Source organism: Flavobacterium sp. LB2P53 (assembly GCF_003970305.1).
In the GTDB taxonomy this organism is placed as follows: Bacteria; Bacteroidota; Bacteroidia; order Flavobacteriales; family Flavobacteriaceae; genus Flavobacterium.
On the sequence record NZ_RYDG01000001.1, the window covers coordinates 118,925 to 143,918 of the forward strand.

General features: G+C 35.6%; 22 protein-coding genes and 4 tRNA genes. 1 reads left to right on the forward strand and 25 read right to left on the reverse strand.

Features of this window, described 5'->3' with window-relative positions:
* Positions 1–86: 86 nt before the first annotated feature.
* From rpoB to EKL95_RS00595, 17 genes are all read right to left on the reverse strand, one after another.
* A complete protein-coding gene (gene rpoB, locus EKL95_RS00515) occupies positions 87–3,899 on the reverse strand; it encodes a DNA-directed RNA polymerase subunit beta (RefSeq protein WP_126463126.1) in 3,813 nt (1,270 codons plus the stop codon).
* Between the two features lie 272 nt (positions 3,900–4,171).
* Complete coding sequence (rplL, locus tag EKL95_RS00520) at positions 4,172–4,540, reverse strand: 50S ribosomal protein L7/L12 (RefSeq protein WP_126455872.1); 369 nt, start codon at positions 4,538–4,540, stop codon at positions 4,172–4,174.
* Positions 4,541–4,632: 92 nt separating this feature from the next.
* A complete protein-coding gene (rplJ, locus tag EKL95_RS00525) occupies positions 4,633–5,145 on the reverse strand; it encodes a 50S ribosomal protein L10 (protein ID WP_126455874.1) in 513 nt (170 codons plus the stop codon).
* A 24-nt stretch (positions 5,146–5,169) separates the two neighbouring features.
* The gene (gene rplA, locus EKL95_RS00530) at positions 5,170–5,859 is read right to left on the reverse strand and encodes a 50S ribosomal protein L1 (RefSeq protein ID WP_126455876.1); all 690 of its coding nucleotides are present in this window, start codon (positions 5,857–5,859) and stop codon (positions 5,170–5,172) included.
* 3 nt (positions 5,860–5,862) lie between these two features.
* Entirely contained in the window at positions 5,863–6,309 is a 447-nt protein-coding gene (gene rplK / locus EKL95_RS00535; RefSeq protein ID WP_126455877.1) for a 50S ribosomal protein L11, read from the reverse strand.
* Positions 6,310–6,374: 65 nt separating this feature from the next.
* Complete coding sequence (nusG, locus tag EKL95_RS00540; protein ID WP_126455879.1) at positions 6,375–6,926, reverse strand: transcription termination/antitermination protein NusG; 552 nt, start codon at positions 6,924–6,926, stop codon at positions 6,375–6,377.
* 10 nt (positions 6,927–6,936) lie between these two features.
* Entirely contained in the window at positions 6,937–7,134 is a 198-nt protein-coding gene (gene secE, locus EKL95_RS00545; RefSeq protein ID WP_126455881.1) for a preprotein translocase subunit SecE, read from the reverse strand.
* Between the two features lie 17 nt (positions 7,135–7,151).
* Positions 7,152–7,222 (reverse strand) — tRNA-Trp (locus EKL95_RS00550).
* Between the two features lie 66 nt (positions 7,223–7,288).
* Complete coding sequence (gene tuf / locus EKL95_RS00555) at positions 7,289–8,476, reverse strand: elongation factor Tu (protein WP_126455883.1); 1,188 nt, start codon at positions 8,474–8,476, stop codon at positions 7,289–7,291.
* Positions 8,477–8,529: 53 nt separating this feature from the next.
* Positions 8,530–8,601, reverse strand: a tRNA-Thr gene (locus EKL95_RS00560).
* Positions 8,602–8,652: 51 nt separating this feature from the next.
* Positions 8,653–8,733, reverse strand: a tRNA-Tyr gene (locus tag EKL95_RS00565).
* Between the two features lie 33 nt (positions 8,734–8,766).
* Positions 8,767–8,840 (reverse strand) — tRNA-Thr (locus EKL95_RS00570).
* Positions 8,841–8,930: 90 nt separating this feature from the next.
* Positions 8,931–9,233 (reverse strand): ribosome hibernation-promoting factor, HPF/YfiA family, encoded by a 303-nt coding sequence (hpf, locus tag EKL95_RS00575; protein WP_126455885.1) that lies wholly within the window; start codon positions 9,231–9,233, stop codon positions 8,931–8,933.
* Positions 9,234–9,264: 31 nt separating this feature from the next.
* Positions 9,265–10,161: a tyrosine-type recombinase/integrase gene (locus EKL95_RS00580; RefSeq protein WP_126463124.1), complete on the reverse strand. Its 897-nt coding sequence runs from the start codon at positions 10,159–10,161 to the stop codon at positions 9,265–9,267.
* Positions 10,162–10,229: 68 nt separating this feature from the next.
* On the reverse strand, positions 10,230–10,424 hold the full coding sequence (rpsU, locus tag EKL95_RS00585; RefSeq protein ID WP_035670421.1) for a 30S ribosomal protein S21: 195 nt from the start codon (positions 10,422–10,424) through the stop codon (positions 10,230–10,232).
* Between the two features lie 322 nt (positions 10,425–10,746).
* Positions 10,747–11,916: an acyl-CoA dehydrogenase family protein gene (locus tag EKL95_RS00590; RefSeq protein ID WP_126463122.1), complete on the reverse strand. Its 1,170-nt coding sequence runs from the start codon at positions 11,914–11,916 to the stop codon at positions 10,747–10,749.
* Between the two features lie 165 nt (positions 11,917–12,081).
* Positions 12,082–13,068: a ComEA family DNA-binding protein gene (locus EKL95_RS00595; RefSeq protein ID WP_410503648.1), complete on the reverse strand. Its 987-nt coding sequence runs from the start codon at positions 13,066–13,068 to the stop codon at positions 12,082–12,084.
* Positions 13,069–13,237: 169 nt separating this feature from the next.
* Between EKL95_RS00595 and EKL95_RS00600 the strand changes: the two genes are divergently transcribed.
* A complete protein-coding gene (locus EKL95_RS00600; protein WP_126554471.1) occupies positions 13,238–14,716 on the forward strand; it encodes an amino acid permease in 1,479 nt (492 codons plus the stop codon).
* Between the two features lie 73 nt (positions 14,717–14,789).
* On the opposite strand, the gene EKL95_RS00605 is transcribed toward EKL95_RS00600, so the two are convergent.
* From EKL95_RS00605 to EKL95_RS00640, 8 genes are all read right to left on the reverse strand, one after another.
* A complete protein-coding gene (locus tag EKL95_RS00605) occupies positions 14,790–15,017 on the reverse strand; it encodes a PspC domain-containing protein (protein ID WP_126451893.1) in 228 nt (75 codons plus the stop codon).
* Between the two features lie 89 nt (positions 15,018–15,106).
* Complete coding sequence (locus EKL95_RS00610) at positions 15,107–16,378, reverse strand: DUF2851 family protein (RefSeq protein WP_126563321.1); 1,272 nt, start codon at positions 16,376–16,378, stop codon at positions 15,107–15,109.
* A 118-nt stretch (positions 16,379–16,496) separates the two neighbouring features.
* On the reverse strand, positions 16,497–16,979 hold the full coding sequence (locus EKL95_RS00615) for a 3'-5' exonuclease (protein WP_126451891.1): 483 nt from the start codon (positions 16,977–16,979) through the stop codon (positions 16,497–16,499).
* Positions 16,980–17,197: 218 nt separating this feature from the next.
* Positions 17,198–18,559: a pyridoxal-phosphate dependent enzyme gene (locus EKL95_RS00620; RefSeq protein ID WP_126451890.1), complete on the reverse strand. Its 1,362-nt coding sequence runs from the start codon at positions 18,557–18,559 to the stop codon at positions 17,198–17,200.
* A 208-nt stretch (positions 18,560–18,767) separates the two neighbouring features.
* Positions 18,768–20,726, reverse strand: coding sequence for a putative porin (locus tag EKL95_RS00625; protein ID WP_126563322.1), 1,959 nt, complete (start codon positions 20,724–20,726; stop codon positions 18,768–18,770).
* A 244-nt stretch (positions 20,727–20,970) separates the two neighbouring features.
* Positions 20,971–22,365 carry an exopolysaccharide biosynthesis polyprenyl glycosylphosphotransferase gene (locus EKL95_RS00630; RefSeq protein ID WP_126563323.1) on the reverse strand — a complete coding sequence of 465 codons (1,395 nt, stop codon included), beginning with the start codon at positions 22,363–22,365 and terminating at the stop codon, positions 20,971–20,973.
* A 184-nt stretch (positions 22,366–22,549) separates the two neighbouring features.
* Complete coding sequence (locus EKL95_RS00635) at positions 22,550–23,902, reverse strand: O-antigen ligase family protein (RefSeq protein WP_126463112.1); 1,353 nt, start codon at positions 23,900–23,902, stop codon at positions 22,550–22,552.
* Positions 23,903–23,908: 6 nt separating this feature from the next.
* Positions 23,909–24,994: a glycosyltransferase gene (locus tag EKL95_RS00640; RefSeq protein ID WP_126561651.1), complete on the reverse strand. Its 1,086-nt coding sequence runs from the start codon at positions 24,992–24,994 to the stop codon at positions 23,909–23,911.

Consider the following 24,994-nt stretch of genomic DNA (forward strand, 5'->3'; position numbering starts at 1 on the left):
ACTCTTTTAAAAAAGTGTTCAGTATTCAGAATTTAGCGTTCAGTTTATCACTGATTACTAAATACTGAACACTGAATACTAAACTTCTATTCTTCTAGACGAATGTCAAGTCCAAGACCTTTCAATTCATGCATCAATACATTGAATGATTCCGGTAATCCTGGTTCTGGCATAGATTCACCTTTTACGATTGCTTCATACGTTTTTGCTCTACCGATAACATCATCAGACTTCACAGTCAAGATTTCTCTAAGTGTACTTGATGCTCCATAAGCCTCAAGTGCCCAAACTTCCATCTCTCCAAAACGCTGTCCTCCAAATTGAGCTTTACCTCCAAGTGGTTGTTGCGTAATCAATGAGTACGGACCTATAGAACGTGCGTGCATTTTATCGTCAACCATGTGTCCAAGTTTCAACATGTAGATAACTCCTACTGTTGCAGCTTGATGGAAACGTTCTCCTGTACCACCATCATATAAATATGTATGTCCAAAACGTGGTATTCCAGCTTCATCAGTCAATTCATTGATTTGATCAAGGGTTGCTCCGTCAAAAATTGGTGTAGCAAATTTTCTACCCAAGTTTTGTCCCGCCCAACCAAGAACTGTTTCATAAATTTGACCAATGTTCATACGTGAAGGTACACCAAGTGGGTTCAACACGATATCAACAGGCGTTCCGTCTTCAAGGAAAGGCATATCTTCATGACGAACGATACGAGCAACAATACCTTTGTTACCGTGACGTCCCGCCATTTTATCCCCAACTTTCAACTTACGTTTTTTGGCAATATATACTTTTGCTAGTTTCAAGATTCCTGCTGGCAATTCATCTCCAACAGTGATAGTGAATTTCTCTCTACGCAAAGCCCCTTGTAAATCGTTCAATTTAATTTTATAGTTATGAATTAAATCATTTACCATTTTATTAGTTGCATCATCAGCAACCCATTGACCTTTACTTAAGTGAGCAAAATCTTCAACAGCATAAAGCATTTTTTGAGTGTATTTTTTACCTTTTGGTAAAACTTCTTCACCCAAATCATTCATTACCCCTTGAGATGTTTTTCCGTTTACGATCAAGAAAAGTTTTTCCACTAATTTGTCTTTTAATTCAACAAATTTAACTTCAAACTCCATTTCAAGTGCTCCTAAAGCATCTTTATCTTGCGTACGTTTACGTTTATCTTTTACTGCTCTTGCAAACAGTTTTTTGTCTAAAACAACACCATGTAAAGAAGGAGAGGCTTTTAATGAAGCATCTTTTACATCCCCTGCTTTATCCCCAAAGATTGCACGAAGCAATTTCTCTTCCGGAGTAGGATCTGATTCTCCTTTTGGAGTAATTTTTCCGATAAGAATGTCACCAGGTTTAACCTCGGCTCCAATTCTGATCATACCATTTTCATCTAAATCTTTAGTAGCTTCTTCAGAAACGTTCGGTATATCGTTCGTCAATTCTTCGTTACCTAATTTAGTATCTCTAACTTCTAATGAATAATCATCCACGTGAATAGAGGTAAAAATATCGTCACGAACTACTTTTTCAGAAATTACAATCGCATCCTCAAAGTTGTACCCTTTCCATGGCATAAACGCTACTTTTAGGTTACGACCTAAAGCAAGTTCTCCATTTTGAGTGGCATAACCTTCTGACAATACTTGACCAAGAACAACTCTGTCGCCCCTTCTTACGATAGGTTTCAAGTTGATACTAGTACCTTGATTGGTTTTTCTAAATTTAATTAGATTGTATGTTTTCTCATCTGACTCAAAACTCACCATTCTTTCTTCTTCAGAACGATCGTATTTGATTGTGATAATATTAGCATCCACATATTCAACAGTTCCATCTCCTTCAGCGTTAATTAAAACTCTGGAATCCGAAGCAACCTGACGCTCTAAACCAGTTCCAACAATAGGAGCTTCAGGACGAATTAATGGTACGGCCTGACGCATCATGTTAGATCCCATCAAGGCTCTATTCGCATCATCATGTTCTAAGAAAGGAATCAAAGAGGCTGAAATAGAAGCAATTTGATTTGGAGCAACATCCGTATAATCCACTTTTGAAGGCTCAATTACTGGAAAATCACCTTCCTGACGGGCAATTACATTTTCAGCGATAATCTTACCTACTGCATCCATTTCTATGTTTGCCTGAGCAATCATCATTCCTTCTTCTTCTTCTGCACTCAAGTAAACAGGAGTAGACACTAGATCTACGACTCCGTTAGTTACTTTACGGTATGGAGTCTCAATGAAACCCATTCCGTTTACTTTAGCATAAACACCAAGAGAAGATATCAAACCAATGTTTGGTCCCTCAGGAGTTTCAATTGGACATAAACGTCCGTAATGCGTATAGTGAACATCACGTACCTCAAATCCGGCTCTTTCTCTCGAAAGTCCACCTGGTCCAAGTGCAGATAATCTTCTTTTGTGCGTAATCTCGGCTAATGGATTCGTTTGATCCATAAACTGAGACAACTGGTTTGTACCAAAGAAAGAGTTGATAACAGAGGATAATGTTTTAGCATTAATCAAATCTATCGGTGTAAACACCTCGTTATCCCTAACGTTCATTCGCTCTCTAATGGTTCTGGCCATACGCGCCAAACCAACACCAAACTGTTGTGACATTTGTTCTCCAACTGTTCGTACACGACGGTTTGATAAGTGATCAATATCATCAATCTCTGCTTTAGAGTTAATTAATTCAATCAAATATTTAACAATCGTTATGATATCTTCTTTGGTCAAGACTTGCTTTTCCATTGGAGTATCCAACCCTAATTTTTTATTTATTCTATAACGACCTACTTCACCTAAGTTGTACCGTTGATCAGAAAAGAATAATTTATCGATAATACCACGAGCCGTTTCTTCATCAGGCGGTTCAGCATTACGCAATTGTCTATAGATATGCTCAACAGCCTCTTTTTCAGAGTTTGTTGGATCCTTTTGCAACGTGTTATGAATGATTGCGTAATCTCCTTGATTAGCATCTTCTTTATGAAGCAAAATAGATTTAACGTTAGAATCAATGATTTCTTCCACATTATCTTTGTCGATAATAGTGTCTCTATCAAGAATTATTTCGTTACGTTCAATAGAAACTACTTCACCAGTATCCTCATCTACAAAATCTTCATGCCATGTATTCAATACACGAGCAGCTAATTTTCTGCCGATATATTTTTTAAGTCCTGTTTTAGAAACTTTAATTTCCTCAGCAAGATCGAAAATCTCTAGGATATCCTTATCTCTTTCGAATCCAATTGCACGGAATAAAGTCGTTACAGGTAATTTTTTCTTTCTGTCAATATAAGCATACATTACGCTGTTTATATCTGTAGAAAATTCTATCCAAGAACCCTTAAAAGGAATTACTCTGGCAGAGTACAATTTTGTTCCATTTGCATGAAATGACTGCCCGAAGAAAACACCAGGAGAACGGTGTAATTGAGAAACAACTACACGCTCAGCACCATTAATAACAAAAGTACCGCTTGGCGTCATATATGGAATTGTCCCAAGATAAACATCCTGAACAATAGTCTCAAAATCTTCATGTTCTGGATCTGTACAATATAGTTTTAACCTAGCTTTTAGGGGTACACTATGCGTAAGACCTCTTTCTATACATTCTTGAATTGTGTAACGTGGCGGATCTACAAAATAATCAAGGAATTCTAATACAAAGTTATTTCTTGTATCAGTAATTGGGAAGTTTTCCATGAAGGTATTGTAAAGCCCTTCGTCGCCTCTTTCGTCAGATTTAGTTTCTAATTGAAAAAAATCCTTAAACGATTTAACCTGAACATCTAGAAAATCTGGATAATCAGGAATATTTTTTGTAGAGGCAAAATTCAATCTTTCAGTTTGATTTGTTATCATCAATGGACAAAATTTTGATTAGAAAAGTAATTTTTTTGTATAAATAGTAATTTATTTATACCTTTTTTTTTAAACCATTACATCTTTAAAAACCAATTTAAGATAACTACTTTCTTATTATCTGTTAATTTTTTTTCCTCGTAATGGATAAAATGAATCTATTTTAAAAGACTAATATGTACTAATACAACGTAGCCTTTTGTTATACGAAAAATGGTTTAGGTCTTTGGATGACTCCAAGACCTAAACCTTATTTTCAAAACTAGAGTGAACTATTTAAGTTCAACCTCAGCTCCAGCTTCTTCCAAAGATTTTTTAAGCGCTTCTGCTTCATCTTTAGTCACACCTTCTTTAACATTGCTTGGTGCGCTGTCTACTACATCTTTAGCTTCTTTCAAACCTAAACCAGTAAGTTCTTTAACTAATTTTACAACTGCTAATTTAGAAGCACCTGCTGCTTTCAAAACCACTGTAAATTCTGTTTGAACATCTTCAGCAGCAGCTTCGCCACCACCTGAAACTACTACAGCTGCAGCAGCTGGTTCGATTCCGTACTCATCTTTTAATATTGTTGCTAATTCGTTAACTTCTTTTACCGTTAGGTTAACCAATTGTTCTGCGAATTGTTTCAAATCTGCCATTTTTTCTATCGTTTTAAAATGATTTGTAAAAAATATAATTTATTTATTGTGCGCGTTTTATGTAATAAAATTAGAGTAAAACTCTTCTTTCATTATGCCTCCACTTCCTCTGTAGCCTCTTCGCTTTTGGCAAATTGGTTTTGAAGAGCAGAAATAACTCTTTGTGCTGGTGACTGCAATAATCCAATAAGTTCGCCGATAAGCTCTTCTTTAGATTTAATAGTTGCTAATGCATCTAATTGATCGTCTCCAATATAAATTTCAGAGTTGATATAAGCTCCCTTTAATACCGGTTTAGCTGATTTTTTTCTGAAATCTTTTATTATCTTACCCGGAGCGTTTGCTATCTCAGAAATGAATATAGCACTATTACCAGTCAAAACTGAAGGTAAATCTCCATAATCATTAGCTGATGCTTCCATTGCTTTTGCAAGCAATGTATTTTTAACTACTTCTAATTTTATACCTGCTTTATAACAAGCTCTTCTTAAGTTCGTAGTTGCTTCTGCATTCATTCCAGAAATATCAGATACATAAATAATATTTGTACCAGCTAACTGTGCAGTTAAAACTTCAATCGCGATTGATTTTTCTTCTCTAGTCATACTAAAAATTTTTAACTACCAATTTTATACTGCCTTAGGATCCAATGCAATTGCAGGACTCATAGTGCTAGTTAGGTAAATACTTTTGATGTAAGTTCCTTTAGCCGCAGTTGGTTTAAGTTTGATTAATGTTTGAATAATTTCGTGAGCATTGTCAACAATTTGTTCAGCTCCAAAAGAGACTTTACCAATTCCTGCATGCACTATACCAGTTTTGTCAACTTTAAAGTCAATTTTACCAGCTTTTACCTCTTGAACAGCTTTTGCAACATCCATAGTTACAGTACCTGTTTTAGGGTTAGGCATTAAACCTCTAGGTCCTAAAATACGACCTAATGGACCTAATTTACCCATAACAGAAGGCATTGTGATAATTACATCAACATCTGTCCAACCGTCTTTTATCTTTTGTAAATAGTCATCAAGACCTACATAGTCAGCACCAGCCGCCAAAGCTTCCGCTTCTTTGTCCGGAGTAACCAATGCTAATACTTTAACATCTTTACCAGTACCATGAGGCAATGTTACTACACCTCTTACCATTTGATTCGCTTTTCTTGGATCTACACCCAAACGAACTGCGATATCAATAGACTCATCAAATTTTGCAGAAGCAACAACTTTTATTAATGCCGCAGCATCTTTAAGAGAATATAATTTGTTCTTTTCAATTTTTGAAGCAGCCTCTTTTTGCTTTTTTGTCAATTTTGCCATGTCTTACCCTTGTTTTAGAGGAGAATCTCCAGTTACAGTTATACCCATAGATCTAGCCGTTCCTGCGATCATGCTCATAGCAGATTCGATAGTAAATGCATTCAAATCCACCATTTTATCTTCGGCGATTGTTCTAATTACGTCCCAAGTAACGTTAGCCACTTTTTTACGATTAGGTTCACCTGAACCAGATTTTAGCTTTGCAGCTTCCAATAATTGGACAGCAGCAGGTGGTGTTTTTACAACAAAATCAAAAGATTTGTCTTTATACACTGTAATTTGCACAGGGCAAACTTTGCCGGCTTTATCTTGAGTTCTTGCATTAAATTGCTTACAGAACTCCATGATATTAACACCAGCAGCACCTAAAGCAGGTCCAACCGGTGGCGATGGATTCGCAGCACCTCCCTTAACTTGTAGTTTAACTACTTTACTAATTTCTTTAGCCATTTTTTAAAAATTTAACACTACAATCTTTGGAAGCGATTGCAATGGATATTATAGATGTAACAAAATTATACTTTTTCAACTTGCATAAAACTCAATTCTAATGGTGTTTTTCTTCCGAAAATTTTCACCATTACTTCCAGTTTACGCTTTTCTTCATTAATTTTCTCCACAGTTCCGTTAAAACCATTAAAAGGACCATCAACAACCTTAATCGTCTCACCAATATTGAAAGGAATAGAACGTGTATCGGTATTAACCGCTAATTCATCTACTTTACCTAACATTCGATTCACTTCGGAAATTCTCAAAGGAACAGGTTCCCCCCCTTTAATCTCTCCTAAAAAACCAATAACACTTGTTATTGATTTAATAATATGAGGTATTTCACCAATCAGATTAGCCTCAATCATGACGTATCCTGGAAAATAAACCTTATCTTTAATTATCTTTTTTCCCTCTTTTACAGTAACTACTTTTTCAGTAGGAACCAAAACCTGTGACACATAATCACCCATCCCAAGTCGTGCGATTTCGGTTTCGATATAAGCTTTCACTTTATTTTCTTGACCACTTACCGCCCTAACGACATACCACTTTTTAATATTATTATCTGCCATAACAAAAAAATTATGCTTTTATCCAGTTAAAAAAACCAGCCAAAGCTTTTGCGAAAATTTCATCTACTCCCCAAGTTGCCAAAGCGAATAATACTGAAAAAACAGCCACAACAATCGTTAGACGCTGAACCTCAGCCCAAACCGGCCAAGTTACATTTGACTTTAATTCCTCAAATGCCTCTGATATGTAATTAACAACTTTTGTCATTATGATTTATTTTTTTGCACGGGCGGAGGGATTCGAACCCCCATCAACGGTTTTGGAGACCGCTATTCTACCCTTGAACTACGCCCGTTCGTTAATAAAAGCCAGTAACAACTTTACGGAGTTACTGGCTTTATACTTTTTTATCCTATTTGGATTATGCTACAATTTCAGTTACCTGACCTGCACCTACAGTTCTACCACCTTCACGGATAGCAAAACGTAAACCAACACTTAATGCAATTGCACTAAGCAACACAACATCAATAGTTAAGTTATCCCCAGGCATAACCATTTCTACACCTGTAGGCAAAGTAATGATCCCTGTTACATCCGTTGTACGTACATAAAACTGTGGACGGTAGTTATTGTGAAATGGTGTGTGACGACCACCTTCTTCTTTTTTCAAGATATAAACCTCAGCTTTAAAAGTAGCATGTGGTTTAACTGAACCTGGCTTACAGATAACCATTCCTCTTTTGATGTCTTCTTTTTGAATACCTCTTAAAAGAATACCTACGTTGTCTCCAGCTTCACCTCTATCAAGGATTTTACGGAACATCTCAACTCCAGTAATAGTAGAAGTCAATTTTTCAGCTCCCATACCAATGATTTCAACTGGATCTCCTGTATTAGCAACACCTGTTTCGATACGACCTGTAGCAACAGTTCCACGACCAGTGATTGAGAACACATCTTCAACAGGCATCAAGAAAGGTTTTGCAACATCTCTTACCGGCTCTTCGATCCAAGAATCTACAGCTGCCATCAATTCAAGAATTTTTGGTACCCAAGCTGGATCATTATTCAATCCACCTAAAGCTGAACCCTGAACAACAGGACCATTATCTCCATCATATTCATAGAAAGATAACAAGTCTCTGATTTCCATCTCAACTAATTCAAGTAATTCCTCATCATCAACCATATCCACTTTATTCATGAATACAACCATTCTAGGAATACCTACCTGGCGACCTAAAAGGATATGCTCACGTGTTTGTGGCATTGGCCCATCAGTAGCAGCTACAACAAGAATAGCACCATCCATTTGAGCAGCACCTGTAACCATGTTCTTTACGTAATCCGCGTGACCTGGACAGTCAACGTGAGCGTAGTGACGATTAGCAGTTTCATACTCAACGTGAGATGTATTAATTGTAATACCTCTTTCTTTTTCTTCTGGAGCATTATCAATTTGATCAAATGATTTTGCTTGACAATACCCTGCATCAGACAATACTTTTGTAATTGCCGCAGTTAATGTCGTTTTTCCGTGATCCACATGCCCAATTGTTCCAATGTTTAAATGGGGCTTGTTACGGTTAAAATTTTCCTTTGCCATTTTACTTAATTTTAAATCTTGTTATATATTAATTTCTATTTCCTACTTACTTGAGCCAATGTCGGGAATTGAACCCGAGACCTCTTCCTTACCAAGGAAGCACTCTACCCCTGAGCTACACCGGCAGAGAATTAATTTTAAATGTTGCATTTTAAATTAATTTAAAACTTTCATCGTGGGGAGAGCAGGATTCGAACCTGCGAAGTTTACACAGCAGATTTACAGTCTGCCCTCGTTGGCCGCTTGAGTATCTCCCCTACTTTTTATATTGCCAGACCTTTACAGTCTTGAGCCGGCGGAGGGACTCGAACCCACGACCTGCTGATTACAAATCAGCTGCTCTAGCCAACTGAGCTACGCTGGCGAATCAATAAAAAAAGTCCGCTATTTCTAACGGACTGCAAATGTATAGATTTTATCTCTCAATCAAAACTTTTTTTAAAAAAAAATCATATTAAATATGCGAACTTATTTTTTCTTTCCTTTTTACCAATAATCGTTCTAAAGATTCAGCAGAAAGTTCTAAGGCTTCTTCAAAAGTTTTACATTGCTTTTTAACTAAAAAATCATCCCCAGGAACATTCATTTTTACCTCAGCAATTTTATTTTCTTTATCACTAGTCTTCTCCACTTTCAAAAAAACATCGGCGGACACCACCTTGTCATAATATTTTTCTAACTTGTCCATTCTTTCTTGAACAAAATCTACTAGCTTTTTGTCAACAGTAAAGTTAACTGCATGAACACTTACCTTCATAATCATTTTTTTTAGTTAAACATTTTACGAATCATTTACGTCCTCGAGGATGCGCCTCTTTATAAATATTTTTAATTTCTGACAAACTGCTATGGGTATAAATTTGAGTTGAAGCCAAACTAGAATGCCCTAACAATTCCTTTACTGAATTTAAATCCGCACCATTATTTAATAGATGTGTTGCAAAAGTATGCCGCAGGATATGTGGACTTTTTTTTACTTTCTCAGACACACCACTAAAGTAAGAATTTATTAGCCGATACACAAAAGAATCATTTAATTTTAATCCTTTTTTTGTGAGAAAAAAATAAGCATTATCAGCGACTATTGCCAACAAAGCTCTTTCCTTTAGGTACAAACAAAACTGAGCCGCCAGTACCGGCAAAACAGGAAGGATTCGTTCTTTACTTCGCTTGCCCAGTACTTTAATTGTACTGTTCGATAAGTCAATATTTGCTATTTGAAGCTGAATCAGCTCTGCGCGTCGCATTCCGGTAGTATACAACAAATCGATTATGAGTTTATTCCTCACTTCTTCAAATCCAATTGTATTTTGCATTTGATCTAAAACATTCAAAACTTCCTTTTCAGAAAAAGGAACCTGCAAAACCCTCGAAGCCTTCAATGCTTTATGCCCTGACAATGGACTAACCCGAATCTGCTTTGTTTTCAACAGGAATTTGTAAAATGCTTTTAAAGACGCTATTTTTCTATTAACAGAACCATTCGAGACCCCATCATCCACAAGTACTACAATCCAACTCCTGATTTGACTATACCCTGCCTGCTCTATGCCTTGCTCCTCAAAGTGAATTTTGTTGAATGATTCAAAAGAAGCAATATCCGCACAATATGCCGTTAGGGTATGAGGAGAATATTTTTTCTCCAACTGTAGATAATCCCGAAAAGCATCTTTATTAGTAGTCATAAAAAAACCGTTAGCATCAAAGTTATACAATTTTGATGACTAACGGTATTTTATTTAATAGATATTGACTAACTCTCTAAGTTATCTCTCATATTTTGGATATAAGCCGCTTTTTGAATTTTGATTCTATTTGTAACTGAAGGCTTAATAAAAGCAGTACGTGCTCTTAGTTGACGAACAGTTCCTGTTTTATCAAATTTTCTTTTGTAGCGTTTTAATGCTCTATCGATATTTTCTCCGTCTTTAATTGGTATAATTAACATAATATAGACACCCCCTTTCTTTAAGTCTGCAAAAGTAAACATTATTTTGAATTGGAAGTCATTAATTGTAAATTTATTTGAGCATGTTTGCAAAAAATCAATTCCGTTTCACGAATAGGCTATCATGTGCTGCCAGCTATTCGCTATAATCTTATTCATTGCGAGGTATCGGGGTAAAATTCGCAGTACTATCTTTGACATAAAAAAAAGAGTCAATACACAAATTGACTCTTTTTTTTATAAAATACTCACTTTATTGAATCTAAAGCATCCCGTTAAGAAAAACTTATTCGCTCCAGAAACTACCTAATCAAAGTCTAAACTACTTTACCGCTGGTACATAATTTTGATTATCAATAATTAATTTCCCTAAAATCTCTTTAAGAATTTCTGAAGTTCCTCCGCCTATTGGCCCTAAACGACTGTCCCTAAACAAACGTGCCAATGGATACTCCTCCATATACCCATAACCACCTAACATTTGCAAACAACTATAAATAGTATCATCTGCAACTTTTGTAGATTTCAGCTTAGCCATAGTGGACTCTTTTACGACGTATTCCCCTTTGTCTAATCGAGCGACTGCAGCATAGTTAAACACCTTACAGTGCTCTACCTCTGTTGCATGCTCAACAAGCGTATGTCTTAGTGCTTGAAACTTACTTATTTTTTTTCCAAATGCCTCTCTATGCGACATATAATCTATTGTATAATCTATTGCATATTCAGCTCTAGCATGTGCATTTATCGCCATGATTAAACGCTCTAAAGCAAAATGCTGCATGATGTAAGGAAATCCTTTCCCCTCTTCACCCATTAAGTTTTCTGCTGGGATTTCTACGTTGTCAAAGGCGATTTCAGCCGTATCAGATGCTCTCCAACCTAATTTATCTAGTTTGACAGCCGATATACCTTTTAAACCAGTATCCATCAAAAAGATGCTAATCCCTTTGTTTCCAAGTTCAGGATTAGTTTTTGCTGCAACAATATAATAGTCTGCATAAACACCGTTTGTAATAAATGTTTTGGAACCATTAATAATATATTTATCTCCTTTTTTCACGGCATTAGTGCGCATCCCCGCAACATCACTACCCCCAAAAGGCTCTGAAATACATAAAGCTCCTATTTTCTTTCCGGCGATACTTGGCACTAAGTAATCTTGCTTTATCCTTTCGTCACCCTCTGCATTCAAATGGGTCATCGCTAAATACCCATGAGCCCACATGGCAGCAGCAAAACCTGATGACTTAATTTTTTGCAATTCTTCGAGAAAAATAACAGTATAAAATAAATCGAGATTCAGACCGCCATAAGCCTCTGGGTAGGCAATACCAAAGTACCCCATCTCGCCAAATTTTTCCCAAATAAAACGTTCTATTGTACCCGTTTTTTCCCACTTTTCGATATGCGGAACAACTTCTTTCTGCAGAAAATCTTTTAAACTTTCTCTAAATGCATGGTGTTCTTCCGTAAAATAAATTGAATTCATATAGTATGTTTTTTTTAACAAATAATATTAATTGAAGCGTAATAAAGCAGTGCTATTTCAAATTTCGTTTTTTAACGGTTAAAAATAATCCGTTAATAAAAAAGTAACACCTCTATTTTAAAAGGCAATACAATCCTCTTGTCCGGAGCTTAAAATCTGACACTTCTAATTAAAGTCCAAATATAAGTCAATTGTTTTTGCTTTATCAACAGGAAATCCCTTAATTTTTGTTAAATCCTCAATATTGTTAAAATCTCCCTTCATGCTTCTATAGGTTATAATTTCTCTGGCCAGTGCATACCTAAAATAATAAAACTGAGAAAGCTCCTTTAAAGAAGCGGTATTGATCTTGATTTTTTTAAATTGAGGTAGCGCCAAAACTTCAAAATGAGTGTTTAAATTCTCAATTACTTCTGGTGACAACCCCCAAACATCCTGCATTTGATCCATAGAAACAAATCCGCCCAACGTTTCTTTTTGTTTTAAAATGCGAATAGAAATGGCCTCACCTATTCCATAAATTTTTACCAAATCTTCTTTTGTTGCCCTATTGATATCAATGACTACTATTTTTTCTTTTTTGGCGAAAGCCGGATTTGAATACTTTTTATATGTAATAAATTTAGTTTTCTGTTTTTTAGCAAGCACCCAATCCGGGAATTTAAAATAAGGCGCTAGCACATTTAACAATGAGTCTGAAACTTTAGTCACGTTCTGAAACTCCTCAGGAGAATTTACATATTTGTTTTGTTTTCTAAAAGCGAGCAAACGATCAATTTCCTGAAGAGACATTCCTAATCTATATCCTTTATAATCTGTGATAAAATTGGGATTAAAAAGATACACATTGGGCTTTTTATTTGCAGCTTCCATAGTAAGGGAATCCATTGCAGTTTGAAGAGAAAGCCATTTTTGTTTTTCAGGATACGCTTTAGATACCGCTCTAAAATCAACAAAAAAATAAACCAGCTGCAGGACTACACTAATTACAAACAAAAAGAAAATACCGGTTCGCTGCTCCTTAGTGAACTTAAAATAAGTTAGAATCGTTTTAAAACTCATGGGGGTACGTATCGATTTGCTAGCATTAAAAATAATTCTAAATTTATAAATTAAATCAAGACCGTTCGCTTTCTGTAGATTTTTTTTCAAAAACAAATTAATACCCGCTACAAGCCTATTTGACAAAATAATTTCACCGGGAATCAATATTAAAAAAGACGACAAATCATTTTTTACAACTTAAAATTCAATTATTGTTTTTATTTTTTATAAAAAACAATACATTTGGAGCTTAATAACAAACAAAACCATATAACCCATGTCAATTTGGAAAACTAAACCCCTTTCGGTATTGCTAAATGAAGCATCAGAATCTGAAAAAGGATTAAAAAGAACTTTGTCTTCACGTTCATTAGTAGCGCTAGGAGTTGGAGCAATTATCGGAGCAGGATTATTTTCTTTAACAGGAATCGCAGCCGCAGATAATGCAGGACCCGCAGTAACGCTATCCTTCGTCTTAGCAGGGATAGGCTGTGCCTTTGCTGGATTGTGCTACGCTGAATTTGCCTCTATGATCCCAGTAGCAGGAAGTGCTTACACCTATTCTTATGCCACAATGGGAGAATTTGTTGCTTGGATTATTGGATGGGATTTAGTGCTTGAATATGCTCTTGGAGCCGCAACAGTAGCAGTGAGTTGGTCTCAATACGTAGATAAATTCCTCGCCAATTATGGACTCAATATTCCCCAAGAGATACTCCATGGACCATGGGATGAGAAACCAGGATTCATTAATTTACCCGCCATATTAATTATATGTGCCCTTTCTCTACTATTGATTAGAGGTACAAAAGAATCAGCTTTATTAAACAATATTTTGGTTATTTTAAAAGTAACTGTTGTTATTGTATTCATAGGTATCGGATGGGGTTTTATTGACGGAGCGAATCATACTCCATTTATCCCTGTAAATGAAGGCGAAGCCCTTTTAAGCTCAGGAAAGATGACATTTTTAAATTTCTTTAGTAGCGATTACTTTGGTCATTACGGCTGGAGTGGTATTCTAAGAGGTGCAGGAGTTGTGTTTTTTGCATTTATAGGATTTGACGCTGTTTCTACAGCTGCACAAGAGGCAAAAGATCCACAGAAAGGTATGCCAATTGGTATATTAGGGTCGCTCATAATTTGTACCGTTTTATATGTTCTATTTGCTTTTGTTTTAACTGGTTTAGAAAACTACCTTAACTTTAAAGGTGACGCAAGCCCTGTCACTACAGCGTTTGCTAAAACAGGTTATACATTCTTAAACTCAGCATTAACAATTGCGATTATTGCAGGATATACCTCTGTAATGTTAGTGATGTTGATGGGGCAAAGTAGGGTTTTCTACAGTATGAGTATTGACGGATTATTACCTAAATTTTTTAGTACATTACACGCAACAAATAGAACACCATACAAAACAAACCTACTTTTCATGGTTTTTGTTAGCATGTTTGCAGGATTTGTTCCTGTGTCAGACTTAGGTCATATGGTAAGTATAGGAACATTATTTGCGTTTGCTCTTGTATGTATTGGAGTTGTTGTAATGAGAAAAACTAATCCCGATGCAGTAAGAGGTTTTAGAGTGCCATTTGTACCAGTATTTCCAATTCTAGGAGTTATCATCTGTCTAATCTTGATGGCTGGATTACCTATTGAAAGTTGGGAAAGACTTGCCATTTGGATGATTATTGGAGTTGCTATCTATTTTGCCTACGGTAAGAAAAAAAGTAAACTAAACAATCCGGATAAATAAATTTACAGCATACAAAAAAGGGATTCTAGAATAGTTTAACTATTTTAGAATCCCTTTTTTTATTTAACTCTTTTTACAAATCAAAAACCGAAGTGCGTTTTGCACGAATTAAATCTTTCAACCGCATCCAAAAAGCCAAAGTTAAATACACGGCAAACCACAAGCCAGCTGTAACAAATGACAAGTAAATAAAAAATAGTCGGACGCTACTGGCACGCATTCCTAAGGTATCTGCTAAGCGGGAGGAAACATGAAAACCGTGTTTCTCAAAAAAGAACTTAAGCTTAATTACTGCTGACATTTTTCAGTTAGTGTATTAAATTCGTCAATCGCATATTTAAAAAACAAATTTACAACATTCTCCAGTAAACAAATCCAAAAATAATTGAATTAATTTTTTTTCAACAATTCCATTCCCACGGCACATTCTAAGCATTTACCTGCGTTGCAATACTCCATTTTTAGTTGCAGTAATGATTGGGTATCAAAAGCACTTGCAGCGAGAACCCCAAAAGACTTGAATTTATCTATAATGGCATTTTTCTCCGGAGAAACTTCTTCTAACAGACGAATTAAATCCTCTGAAATTTCTTTTCCCTGACTTTTAGCAAAAGCAAATTGTAGCGGAAGTATGGTATTTATGACAATCAAGTCAATGAAAGATTTTGAAAGCGATTTCCTTTTCTTTGGACTTTCTTTATCAAATTGGTAATGATTCAACCAATATTCAGAAGTCGAAACCTGAAACAGGTCGTAACTACTTTTTAATGAATTCAAAACACTTATTTTTGAAAATAAATGTACCTGACTGTGGTATAAATTCGCCAATTGAGAAAGACGTATCGTAGGAAAATTATCCGGGCGATGCTTAAAAAACTGGACTGGTGCCTGGCCACCTTGCTCCAATTGGTATTTATGTATCAAGTAAAAATACCTAAATTTTAAATCTTTGAAATAAGTATCCTCCTTATCACAATCCAATAACCCTGCGGTTCCAAAAATTAATGCTTCCAGATTCTCAATTTCAAAACTTTCCTTTCTAAGTACCGAAAAAGGAATGTTTTCTGCCATTTTAAAAAAGAGTTCTCCATTGGTATTTAATCCAAAATTTTTAGCCAAAAGGCAAAACAACACTGCTTCCCAATCGTGATTAGTTTGTTCTAACAAATCAAATATAGATTTTGCTTTTCTTTCCAGACGTTCAAAAAACAGACGTTCCTGCCAATTTTTAAAGACAAATCCATCAATTTTATTAATTTGCTTTTCGCAAAAAATCCATGATTTGGGTGCCATTAAAGATTGGTAATTTTCAAGGGTGGCCTTATCTACATATTTTTTGAGTTCCAAAACCGGAATTTCGCTGTTATTGCTTCTAAACACTTCCGTATCATGCTCCCAAACCACATGTAAAATAACGTTTTCATATCCTGAATCCTGTTCATGATGATGCACATACCAGTCTGACGATTTAAGATGAATTTCGACATTTCCTGCCCATTTTTGATTTGCAATCGTTATTTGTGCATTAAAAAAATCAGGACCGGCCAGTTCAAGATATTGGCCCACAGTAACAATTGTGATTTCCTCTCCATTGAAAGTTTTCAAATTCAAAGTATCAAATTTCTTGAATTTCCACAGGTAATGGAGGAAATCTTCTTTCATATTGAAAATATTAGATTGAAGACTAATGTAGTAAAAAAAAATAGCAAATTATCTAAAACAAAAAAAATCAGAAATTTCCCTAAAATACCGAATGCTATTTTAGTAAAATAGGATGTTTTTATTTCAACAAATACAATTTGGCACAAGCCCGAGCATCAGATAACGCTTCGTGATGATTCAAAGCAATATTCATTTCCCGGCAACAATCGCTCAATTTAGTTGGTTTTAATCCTTTGGCTTTGTATATTTTTACGGTACATTCCCAACGAGAGGCAATATTCAAATCCGCATACTCTAAATTATAAAGAGCCATTGATTTTGCCAAAACATTCCGGTCAAAACTTTCATTGTGAGCTACAACCATCCTGTTTTGCAACCGTTTTTTAATTTCAGGATATACCTGAGCAAATGACTTAGCATTCATGGTATCCCGCGGATAAATCCCATGCACTTGAATGGTAAAAGGAGAATATAAATTATTTGGTGGTTTGATTAAACTAACAAACTCATCTGTAATTATTCCATTTTCTACGGTTACAATTCCTACAGAACACGGATGGTATGCGGTTGCTGTTTCAAAGTCTATAGCGGTGAAGGTCAATTTGATTTCAGATTTAGGGTTAACGATATTTGATTTCAGATTTACAAAAATACTGTCAATTATAGAAGTTCAATGTATTTGTTACCTTTTTTTTAGATGTTCTTGCAAACTTTTAGATTCCAAAAATTTTACAGCAACAAAGTAATTAAACCAAAAAACCTTGCAGGTTTTTTGATTCTTGTTGGAGTATAATTAGGAAATAAAATCCAGTTTTAATCTTATTTTATCGACCCAATAATATCATATTTAGTTATAATATGGTGATTTCCATTCTCTAATTCAATCAAAACGGCTTCATTCTCTTTCGTGAATAATCGAGAAACTTCTTCAATAGGAGTTCCGTGTTTCACTATTGGAAAAGGTTTTCCCATTACATCTTTAATCGGTTTATCAGCTACATTTTTGTCGGCTACGTAACTTTGAAACAAATCACTTTCATCAACAGAACCTACAAATCCGGTGGTATCAATGACAGGAATTTGAGATATTTTGTATTTACGCATTCTTTCTATGGCGTGCGAAACTAATTCTTCGGTACGCACCACAATCAATGGTTTGTCGATATGATCTTTGATTACATCCTCCGCCTTTGTGATTTCTTCTTCTAGAAAACCGCGTTCCCGCATCCAGTCGTCATTGAACATTTTACCTACATAACGGCTTCCTGAATCATGAAAAAGAACCACAACTACATCTTCCGGTTTAAAATGTTCTTTGAGTTGCAACAATCCTTTGATCGCCGCACCAGCAGAATTCCCTACAAATATTCCTTCTTCAAGTGCAATTTTACGGGTATAAACCGCCGCATCTTTATCCGTTACTTTTGTAAATCCGTCAATCAAAGAAAAGTCTACATTCATGGGTAATATGTCCTCACCAATCCCTTCTGTGATATACGAATAGATTTCATTTTCATCAAAAATTCCTGTTTCATGGTATTTTTTAAATACAGAACCATAGGTATCGATTCCCCAAATTTTAATGGTTGGATTTTTCTCTTTCAAATATTTCCCAACTCCGGAAATAGTTCCTCCAGTGCCTACCCCCGATACAAAATGAGTAATTTTACCACTTGTTTGCTCCCAAATTTCCGGTCCCGTTTGCTCGTAATGCGCGATAGCGTTTGAAGGGTTGTCGTATTGATTCACATACCAGGAATTAGGCGTTTCTTTGGCCAATCGTTTAGAAACCGAATAATACGACCTTGGATCCGTAGGTTCTACATCCGTAGGACACACCACAACTTTAGCGCCTACGGCACGAAGAATATCCATTTTTTCTTTGGACTGTTTGTCTGAAATTACACAAATTAGTTTGTATCCTTTTATAATGGCGACTAATGCCAATCCCATTCCTGTATTCCCGGAAGTTCCTTCAATAATAGTTCCGCCTGGCTGTAAACGGCCATCAGCCTCCGCATCTGCAATCATTTTTACAGCCATTCTGTCTTTTACGGAATTTCCTGGATTGAACGTTTCCACCTTAGCAAGTACTAAGGCCTCTACTTCGGCAGTTACTTTATTGAGTTTCACTAATGGGGTGTTGCCTATGGTACCTAATATATTTTCTGCGTAGCGCATTGTATAATAAATTTAAGATTGTAATTTGTTGTAAATACTGCTACAAAGATAGTATTTTGTTATAAATTAATCTTGTTTACGGAATTTTGCGTTCGTGATAATAGCGACATCCTTTCCTTGTTTGCTGCCAAGCAAGGAAAGATATAGCGGATAGCGCGATAAAACGCCCAAAAAAAATGACTTAAAAAATTGAAATTTTAAAGAGCTATTAATTAAAGAAGTTCCAAATTAAACCAAATCGGATCGTAAAATCACGCGATGGATTATTGGGGGAGGCATAAAAATCATTGCCGGTGAGTGCCGAATTAAAATGTTCCGCTTTCAAATAGATCCTTGTTCTTTGAATTTTTGCATTGATAAAAAAATCAAGGTTAGGATGATTGCCGATTTGTTTGTCTTTTTGCACAAAAAATTCTCCTATGACCGGATTGTATTCATTGGCATAATAACTGGAAAAGTAATTGAGTGAAATCCCTGTTTGCAGAAATAAGGCTTTTTTAAACAAAAAATTCGAGTAGTAAAACGTATTTCGCGTTACAATTTCAGGCACGTTCAAGATGGCATCTTGTTGTTCTGTTTTTTGATATAAAACTGTATTATCTAACGCAAATTTTCCAAATTTTAATTCTCTGCTGATTTTGATCGATACATAATTTATTGTGCTATTGTATTGTGCCGGCGCAACAATTTGTGTGTTATCTGTTTTTTGCTGCGCAGTTGATGCTTCGGTAAAATACAAATGATCATTCAACACTGAAAACTGCAATTCCGCATCTAGCCAAGGAGAAATGGCATTAGCTTTTATTGTGTTTATTTTTTCATTCTTAAAATCATTAGACCAGTTGTACTGCACGTAACTGCTCTGGTGCAGATTGTAATTGTTATTGGGTAGTTTGTTTATGTTTTGATACTGAAATGCAAATTGAATTTCATCAGTGAGCTCATACTTCAATTTAGCATCTAAATTTGAAAGCGACTGGTTGGTAATGGATCTGGAATAAGAAAAAATACCGTTCCAATTGTTTTTTCGGTATTCATATTGACCTCCGGCACTATTAATGTTCTGGCTCAAGAAACTTGGGACTGTTTTCGCATCAAATATTAGGATCTGATTGTAATAATAATTAGATCTGAAATCGTCAGCAAAAAACTGAAATTTACCCAATGTTGTATTTTCATAAATCAAACCAATTCTATTGTACATCTTGTTGTAACGAGTTTGATCATTGATCCCGCTGTTTGCAAAAGAGTCCCCAAACCGGTCAACTATTGCCCCTCCTACGGCAGATGCTACTGTGGCCTGATTGTATTCAAAGAACTTATTTTCGTAATTAAACTGATGCGCGAGATACGCGTTATTGTCTCCTTTTTTTGTGTTAATTCTAAAATTGTGATCCACAAAAATTCTTTTTCCTTTCAGAAATGATTTGGCGTCATTAAGATACACTTCAAATCTTTGTCTGTTATCGTAGTTTGGATCACCACTTTCAAAATCATTAATAGTCGTAATTCCACCGTTTTCTTCATTTAAAATATCTTGATAGGTATAATGTGCATTAGCAAAATACCGTTTATTTTTAGTGTTGTAACTGGTGGTGAACCTGAAATTTCCTGTACTTGAGAGCTGATTGATGTATTCTCCTTCTGAACGTAGTCCTCTGTAGGCGATCGAAAAATTTAAATTTTTTGAGGTGTTCAGGGTAATAAAGGCATCTACTGACTGCCCCTTTTGTACGGTTGTTTTAAAATATAATTCGGTAGCAGGAGTTGCTACAGAGCTGTAACGGATTTGGTTTGCCTCCAAAAAATTAAAATGCTTTGCTTTAAAACCAAATTCGGGAAATACAACTACATCCGTCAAACCGTATTGTAAGGTATTGTATGTTTGTCCATCATTTGCAAAAGGTAAAAGTCCAAAAATGTCTTTTCGCAAATAGTTGTGGCTGTATTCTTTTTGAATATTGAGAGATGTGTCAATGTAAGTGGTATCCCGTTCTAAAGTGATGAACCGATACATATCAACAGTAGCCACTTTTTGTTCTTTTTGTTTATTGACCGTATCTGACGCACTTTGGTATTTACTGGCAGTATCTGTATTAGTAATATTTTTTTGAGAAAACAGCAGCATGGGCACTGCTAAAAAACAAAATAAAAATAATATTCTCATTTGACAGGATCTAATTAGTCGGTTACGTATACAGTTTTAACTCGGCAAAGATAAATGATAAAAACCTATAAATAAAAAAACATCTGACGGAAGTATGTGTTATACAAGAAAATTACTCACTGTCAATTTACTCTTTCGGTGCAGTTTTAAAGAGACCTGCAAGCAACAAATTTTCAAGAAACTCTCCTTTTTCGTAGCATTTTGCACCGCAAAACGACACATTAAAAAACGTGTCTGATACTAGCTACTGTCCTCTATAAAACAACACCGTAGTGATGGTCTTGAAAGCAATGTTCAAATCTAGGTAAATGCTGCGGTGCTTGATATAATACAAGTCATACTGCAGCTTGATCAGACTATCATCAATGGTTTCCCCATACGTATAATTGACCTGTGCCCAGCCAGTAAGCCCCGGCTTGATGATGTGTCTGGTTTCATAAAAAGGCATTATTTCTGCAATTTCTTTTACAAAAATAGGACGCTCGGGACGCGGACCTATAACAGCCATATCTCCTTTTAGTATATTGATAACCTGAGGAAACTCATCGATTCTGGTTTTACGCAGAAATTTCCCAAAAAGCGTCACTCGGGAGTCATTCGTAGCGGTAAAAACGGCACCGTTCGATTCGGCATTTTTAACCATTGTCCGGAACTTTAAAATTTTAAATACCGCCCCATCTTTGCCTATCCGTTCTTGTGAATAAAACAACGACCCTTTATTTCCTATTGCATTTCCAAGCAAAATAAGCGGACACAAGAACACGCCTACAACAAGTCCAGACAAGGAAACGATTATTTCAAATATTCGCATAACAATCAAATACAATTTATTCTGATTGCTTCGGCTAAAAGGAAAAAAACGATAAAAATCCCGTGACATGTACTGCACTGGTATGCGCTGGGTTTTACTTTCATATACCTGTGTATATTCCCGTATAATATTCCCAGCCTCTAATAAATGAAGCAATTGTTGGTACAAATCTGCTGTAATACCTCCCGTTTTTTGGGAAGCAATCACAATTTCAGAAACTCCGTTTTCATTCACAAAAGAGAACAAATCCTCTCTTTTGATGTGCTGCACATAATGGTATTCTTCCATTTGTTGTTCACTGGAATCTAGATTAACAAACCCAATTATTTTATAATGCGGATCAATATTTTCAAGTCCTAAAATCAACTCTTGTACCTGCTCCTGATCACAAATCAAGATTGCTTTCTGAAAAAATCGATTAGAGGCCAAAAAGGTTACATACAACATCCTCCAGAAAAACAACGATAAGAATACGACCAGAAAAAACAATAGAATTTGAAGGCGGTTTGAGGGCAGTTCCGGAGAAAAAAACGGCGTCAGTAAATAGACTAAAACAGTTGTTGAAACGGTAATAAGAGTACTTTTTAACACCTGAAACTCGTTGCTAGCCACCTGAAGATTATACATTTCAAAAATAGCTCCAAATACATTTAGGTAAACTGCCAAAACGATTGTCCAGTAATAATTAGTAGCTGAAACTTCAAAATAATCAAAAGCAAATACCTTTCCAGTTGCATATAAAGCCGTCAAAACAAAGAGAACATCAAAAAGTCGAAGAATCATCTTTCGTTCTGATATTTCAAAATGCATTTTGTCAACTGAAAACATGATAGGTATTTATGGTACGGGTGCAAATTTAATTTTTTTGTTCCAAATTAAACTTATAGTAGCACCTCTTTTTTTTAAGAACATCCACTTTTAACAAAGTGATTTTTTTAAGAGCTGCGAATTCCCTAATAAAACCATGAAAAATATTGAAACGAATACGCACCACTTTCTTTATGGTTCTTCTCTACTCTTCTTTTACAACACTCGTTCTTCTGGGCGATCCCAACTGCACATTGAGTAAGGACAACGAGTATACAAAGGCCGGTGCGGCGGTACGCATGGCGGCATGATTAATGGTTAAAAACCAGAAGGCAACAAAACACAATAAAAACATATTGAACTTGTTTTCCAAGTACAAAACCAAGGGTGTAAAAAACAAAATCAGCAATGCTATTATCCCTAAAGACCCATGCTCGGCCAGCATCCGGGTAATTTCGTCGTGGGACAACACTTTGATCCCCGTTTCATCCTCCCGGACTTCCACCCCTTTCCCAACCCCTACTCCAAAAATAGGGTTCTTCAAAAACGTATTGATCTCATTTAGTGCCACATCCTCCCTGCCGGTAAACTGGCTCTCTTTAGCCCTTCCTGCGGCATCTTGATTGGCATAGCGCTTGTCAATAAGGCCGCCTGTCTGAAAGGAGGTGAAGGTCCAAGTGACAAACATTGCAAACACTAAGAATACGATAATATAATTCAATTTTGCCCTTCCGCCAAAATTAGATTTAAAATACAAGAACGCCAGCAACAAAACAATCATCAAGAATCCGGTAATCATTCCTCCTCGGGAGAAAGTAATGATTCCTCGATAAGTGATATTTAACGCAAGGATCAGGTTGATTATAATTTGGAATTTTGTTTTAGAATCCAATATTACTCTGGAAAAAAAAATAAACATCCCCAGTCCTAAAACCGTAGCCACCTGATTGGGGCCATACCCTCCAGAAGTTTGAAAATTAGATTCGGTTCCCGTTATGACTTCCTGTAAATCTGGTGTATAAAAAATCAGATATGCCACACAACTAATAATAGGAAGACCCATGCTCAGCAGGATTGTATTCATCTGATCCAATCCAATCTTTCGCCGAAAGGTGTACAAAGAAGCCAGTCCCAAACAAACGGGACCCGAAAGGTTAAAGGCAATCGCTTTGCGAATATTCGTGTCAAAATTCAATACAAAAGTCGAAATAATAACACCGGGGATTAGTAACAATAGAAAGATCCAATACGGAATGGCTCCTTTAGAAAAACCGCTGTAATACATCCCGATAAGAACAAAGAGTACAACCCCGTATTTGGAAATTTCATAGAGTGGATTTCCACCGGTCATTCGCAAAAAGACTTCGCTCCCTACCACATAAGCCGCAGCAATCAGTGCTTCGTTATTTCTGTTTTGTTTTTTTACGATATAATAAATTCCAAAAATAAAAATAGAATAGCCGTATATTTTTGCTGTAAAAGGCAACAAATACCCCAATGCACCCACCACCACATGGAAAAGAATTAAATAGAGATAGGATCGATCTTCGTTTTTCATTTGTAACTATTTAGAATCGGATAGTTTTTCATAGTTCTTAATTAAAATATCGATCACTTTTTCTTTTGAATAATTATCTACAACTAATTGATGCAAATGTAGTGCAAAACTAATTCTTAAAGATTCCTTAGAAATCATTTTATCTAATTGAACTTGAAGCTGAAAACTATCTAGTGGAGTAAACAACAAACCGCTAAAATTATCTTGGATAATCATTGGACAATGCCCGGTATTTGTTGATATTACTGATAATTTTGCCAAACCATATTCTAATAATGTTACAGGAAACCCCTCTGCTGTAGAAGCTAAAACACCAATTGTTGCTTGAGATAGTATGTATTTGATGTCAGTCTTAGAACCATAAATAAAAACATAATTTTCTAAATTATTTTTACTTATAAATTCCTTTAAAATAGCTGAATAGTCGTCCTTGTAATCTTTTCCGATTAAATGCAAACTCCAACCCAATTCCATTAAATTCATTTCCGCAAAAGCACGCAATATTGTTATGTGATTTTTAGGTTGTTTTAGATTTGCGATACATACTATTCGCTTCCCTTCTTCACTTTTCAGAATAGTTTCTTTTAAAACGTTGTCATCAAACGTAGCGAAATTTGGTAAAAAATAATTTTTTTTAGTTAATAGATTTTTATTAGCCCAAACTTCTAATTGATGATTTACTACAAATGTGCAAGAGAAAAAACAGGAACAAAAAGATAATATCAAATTATTCCATATTGATTCATTTGCCCTTGCTCCATAATGATCGTGCCAAATTAACTTAATCTTAGGATACGTCAATTTAAGTAATACCGCAGTAAAAAATGATGTCCCGTGTGCATGTGCGATTGTAATTTTATTCTGTTTTACAAATGATTTCAACTTTAAAACTGACCTTAAGTCGAAAGTGTGTTTTTTATTTAAATACAAATAAGAAACATCCGCATCAATTTGATGGAGCAGTGGCCCTTCATTTCGGGTGACGATCAAACCTGCAAATTCAATTTTTTTCGCTAGCGCATTGGCATAACTGATCGCCATACGCTCCGCTCCACCTGCCTCGAGTGAATCTATAATTTGAATGATTCTCAT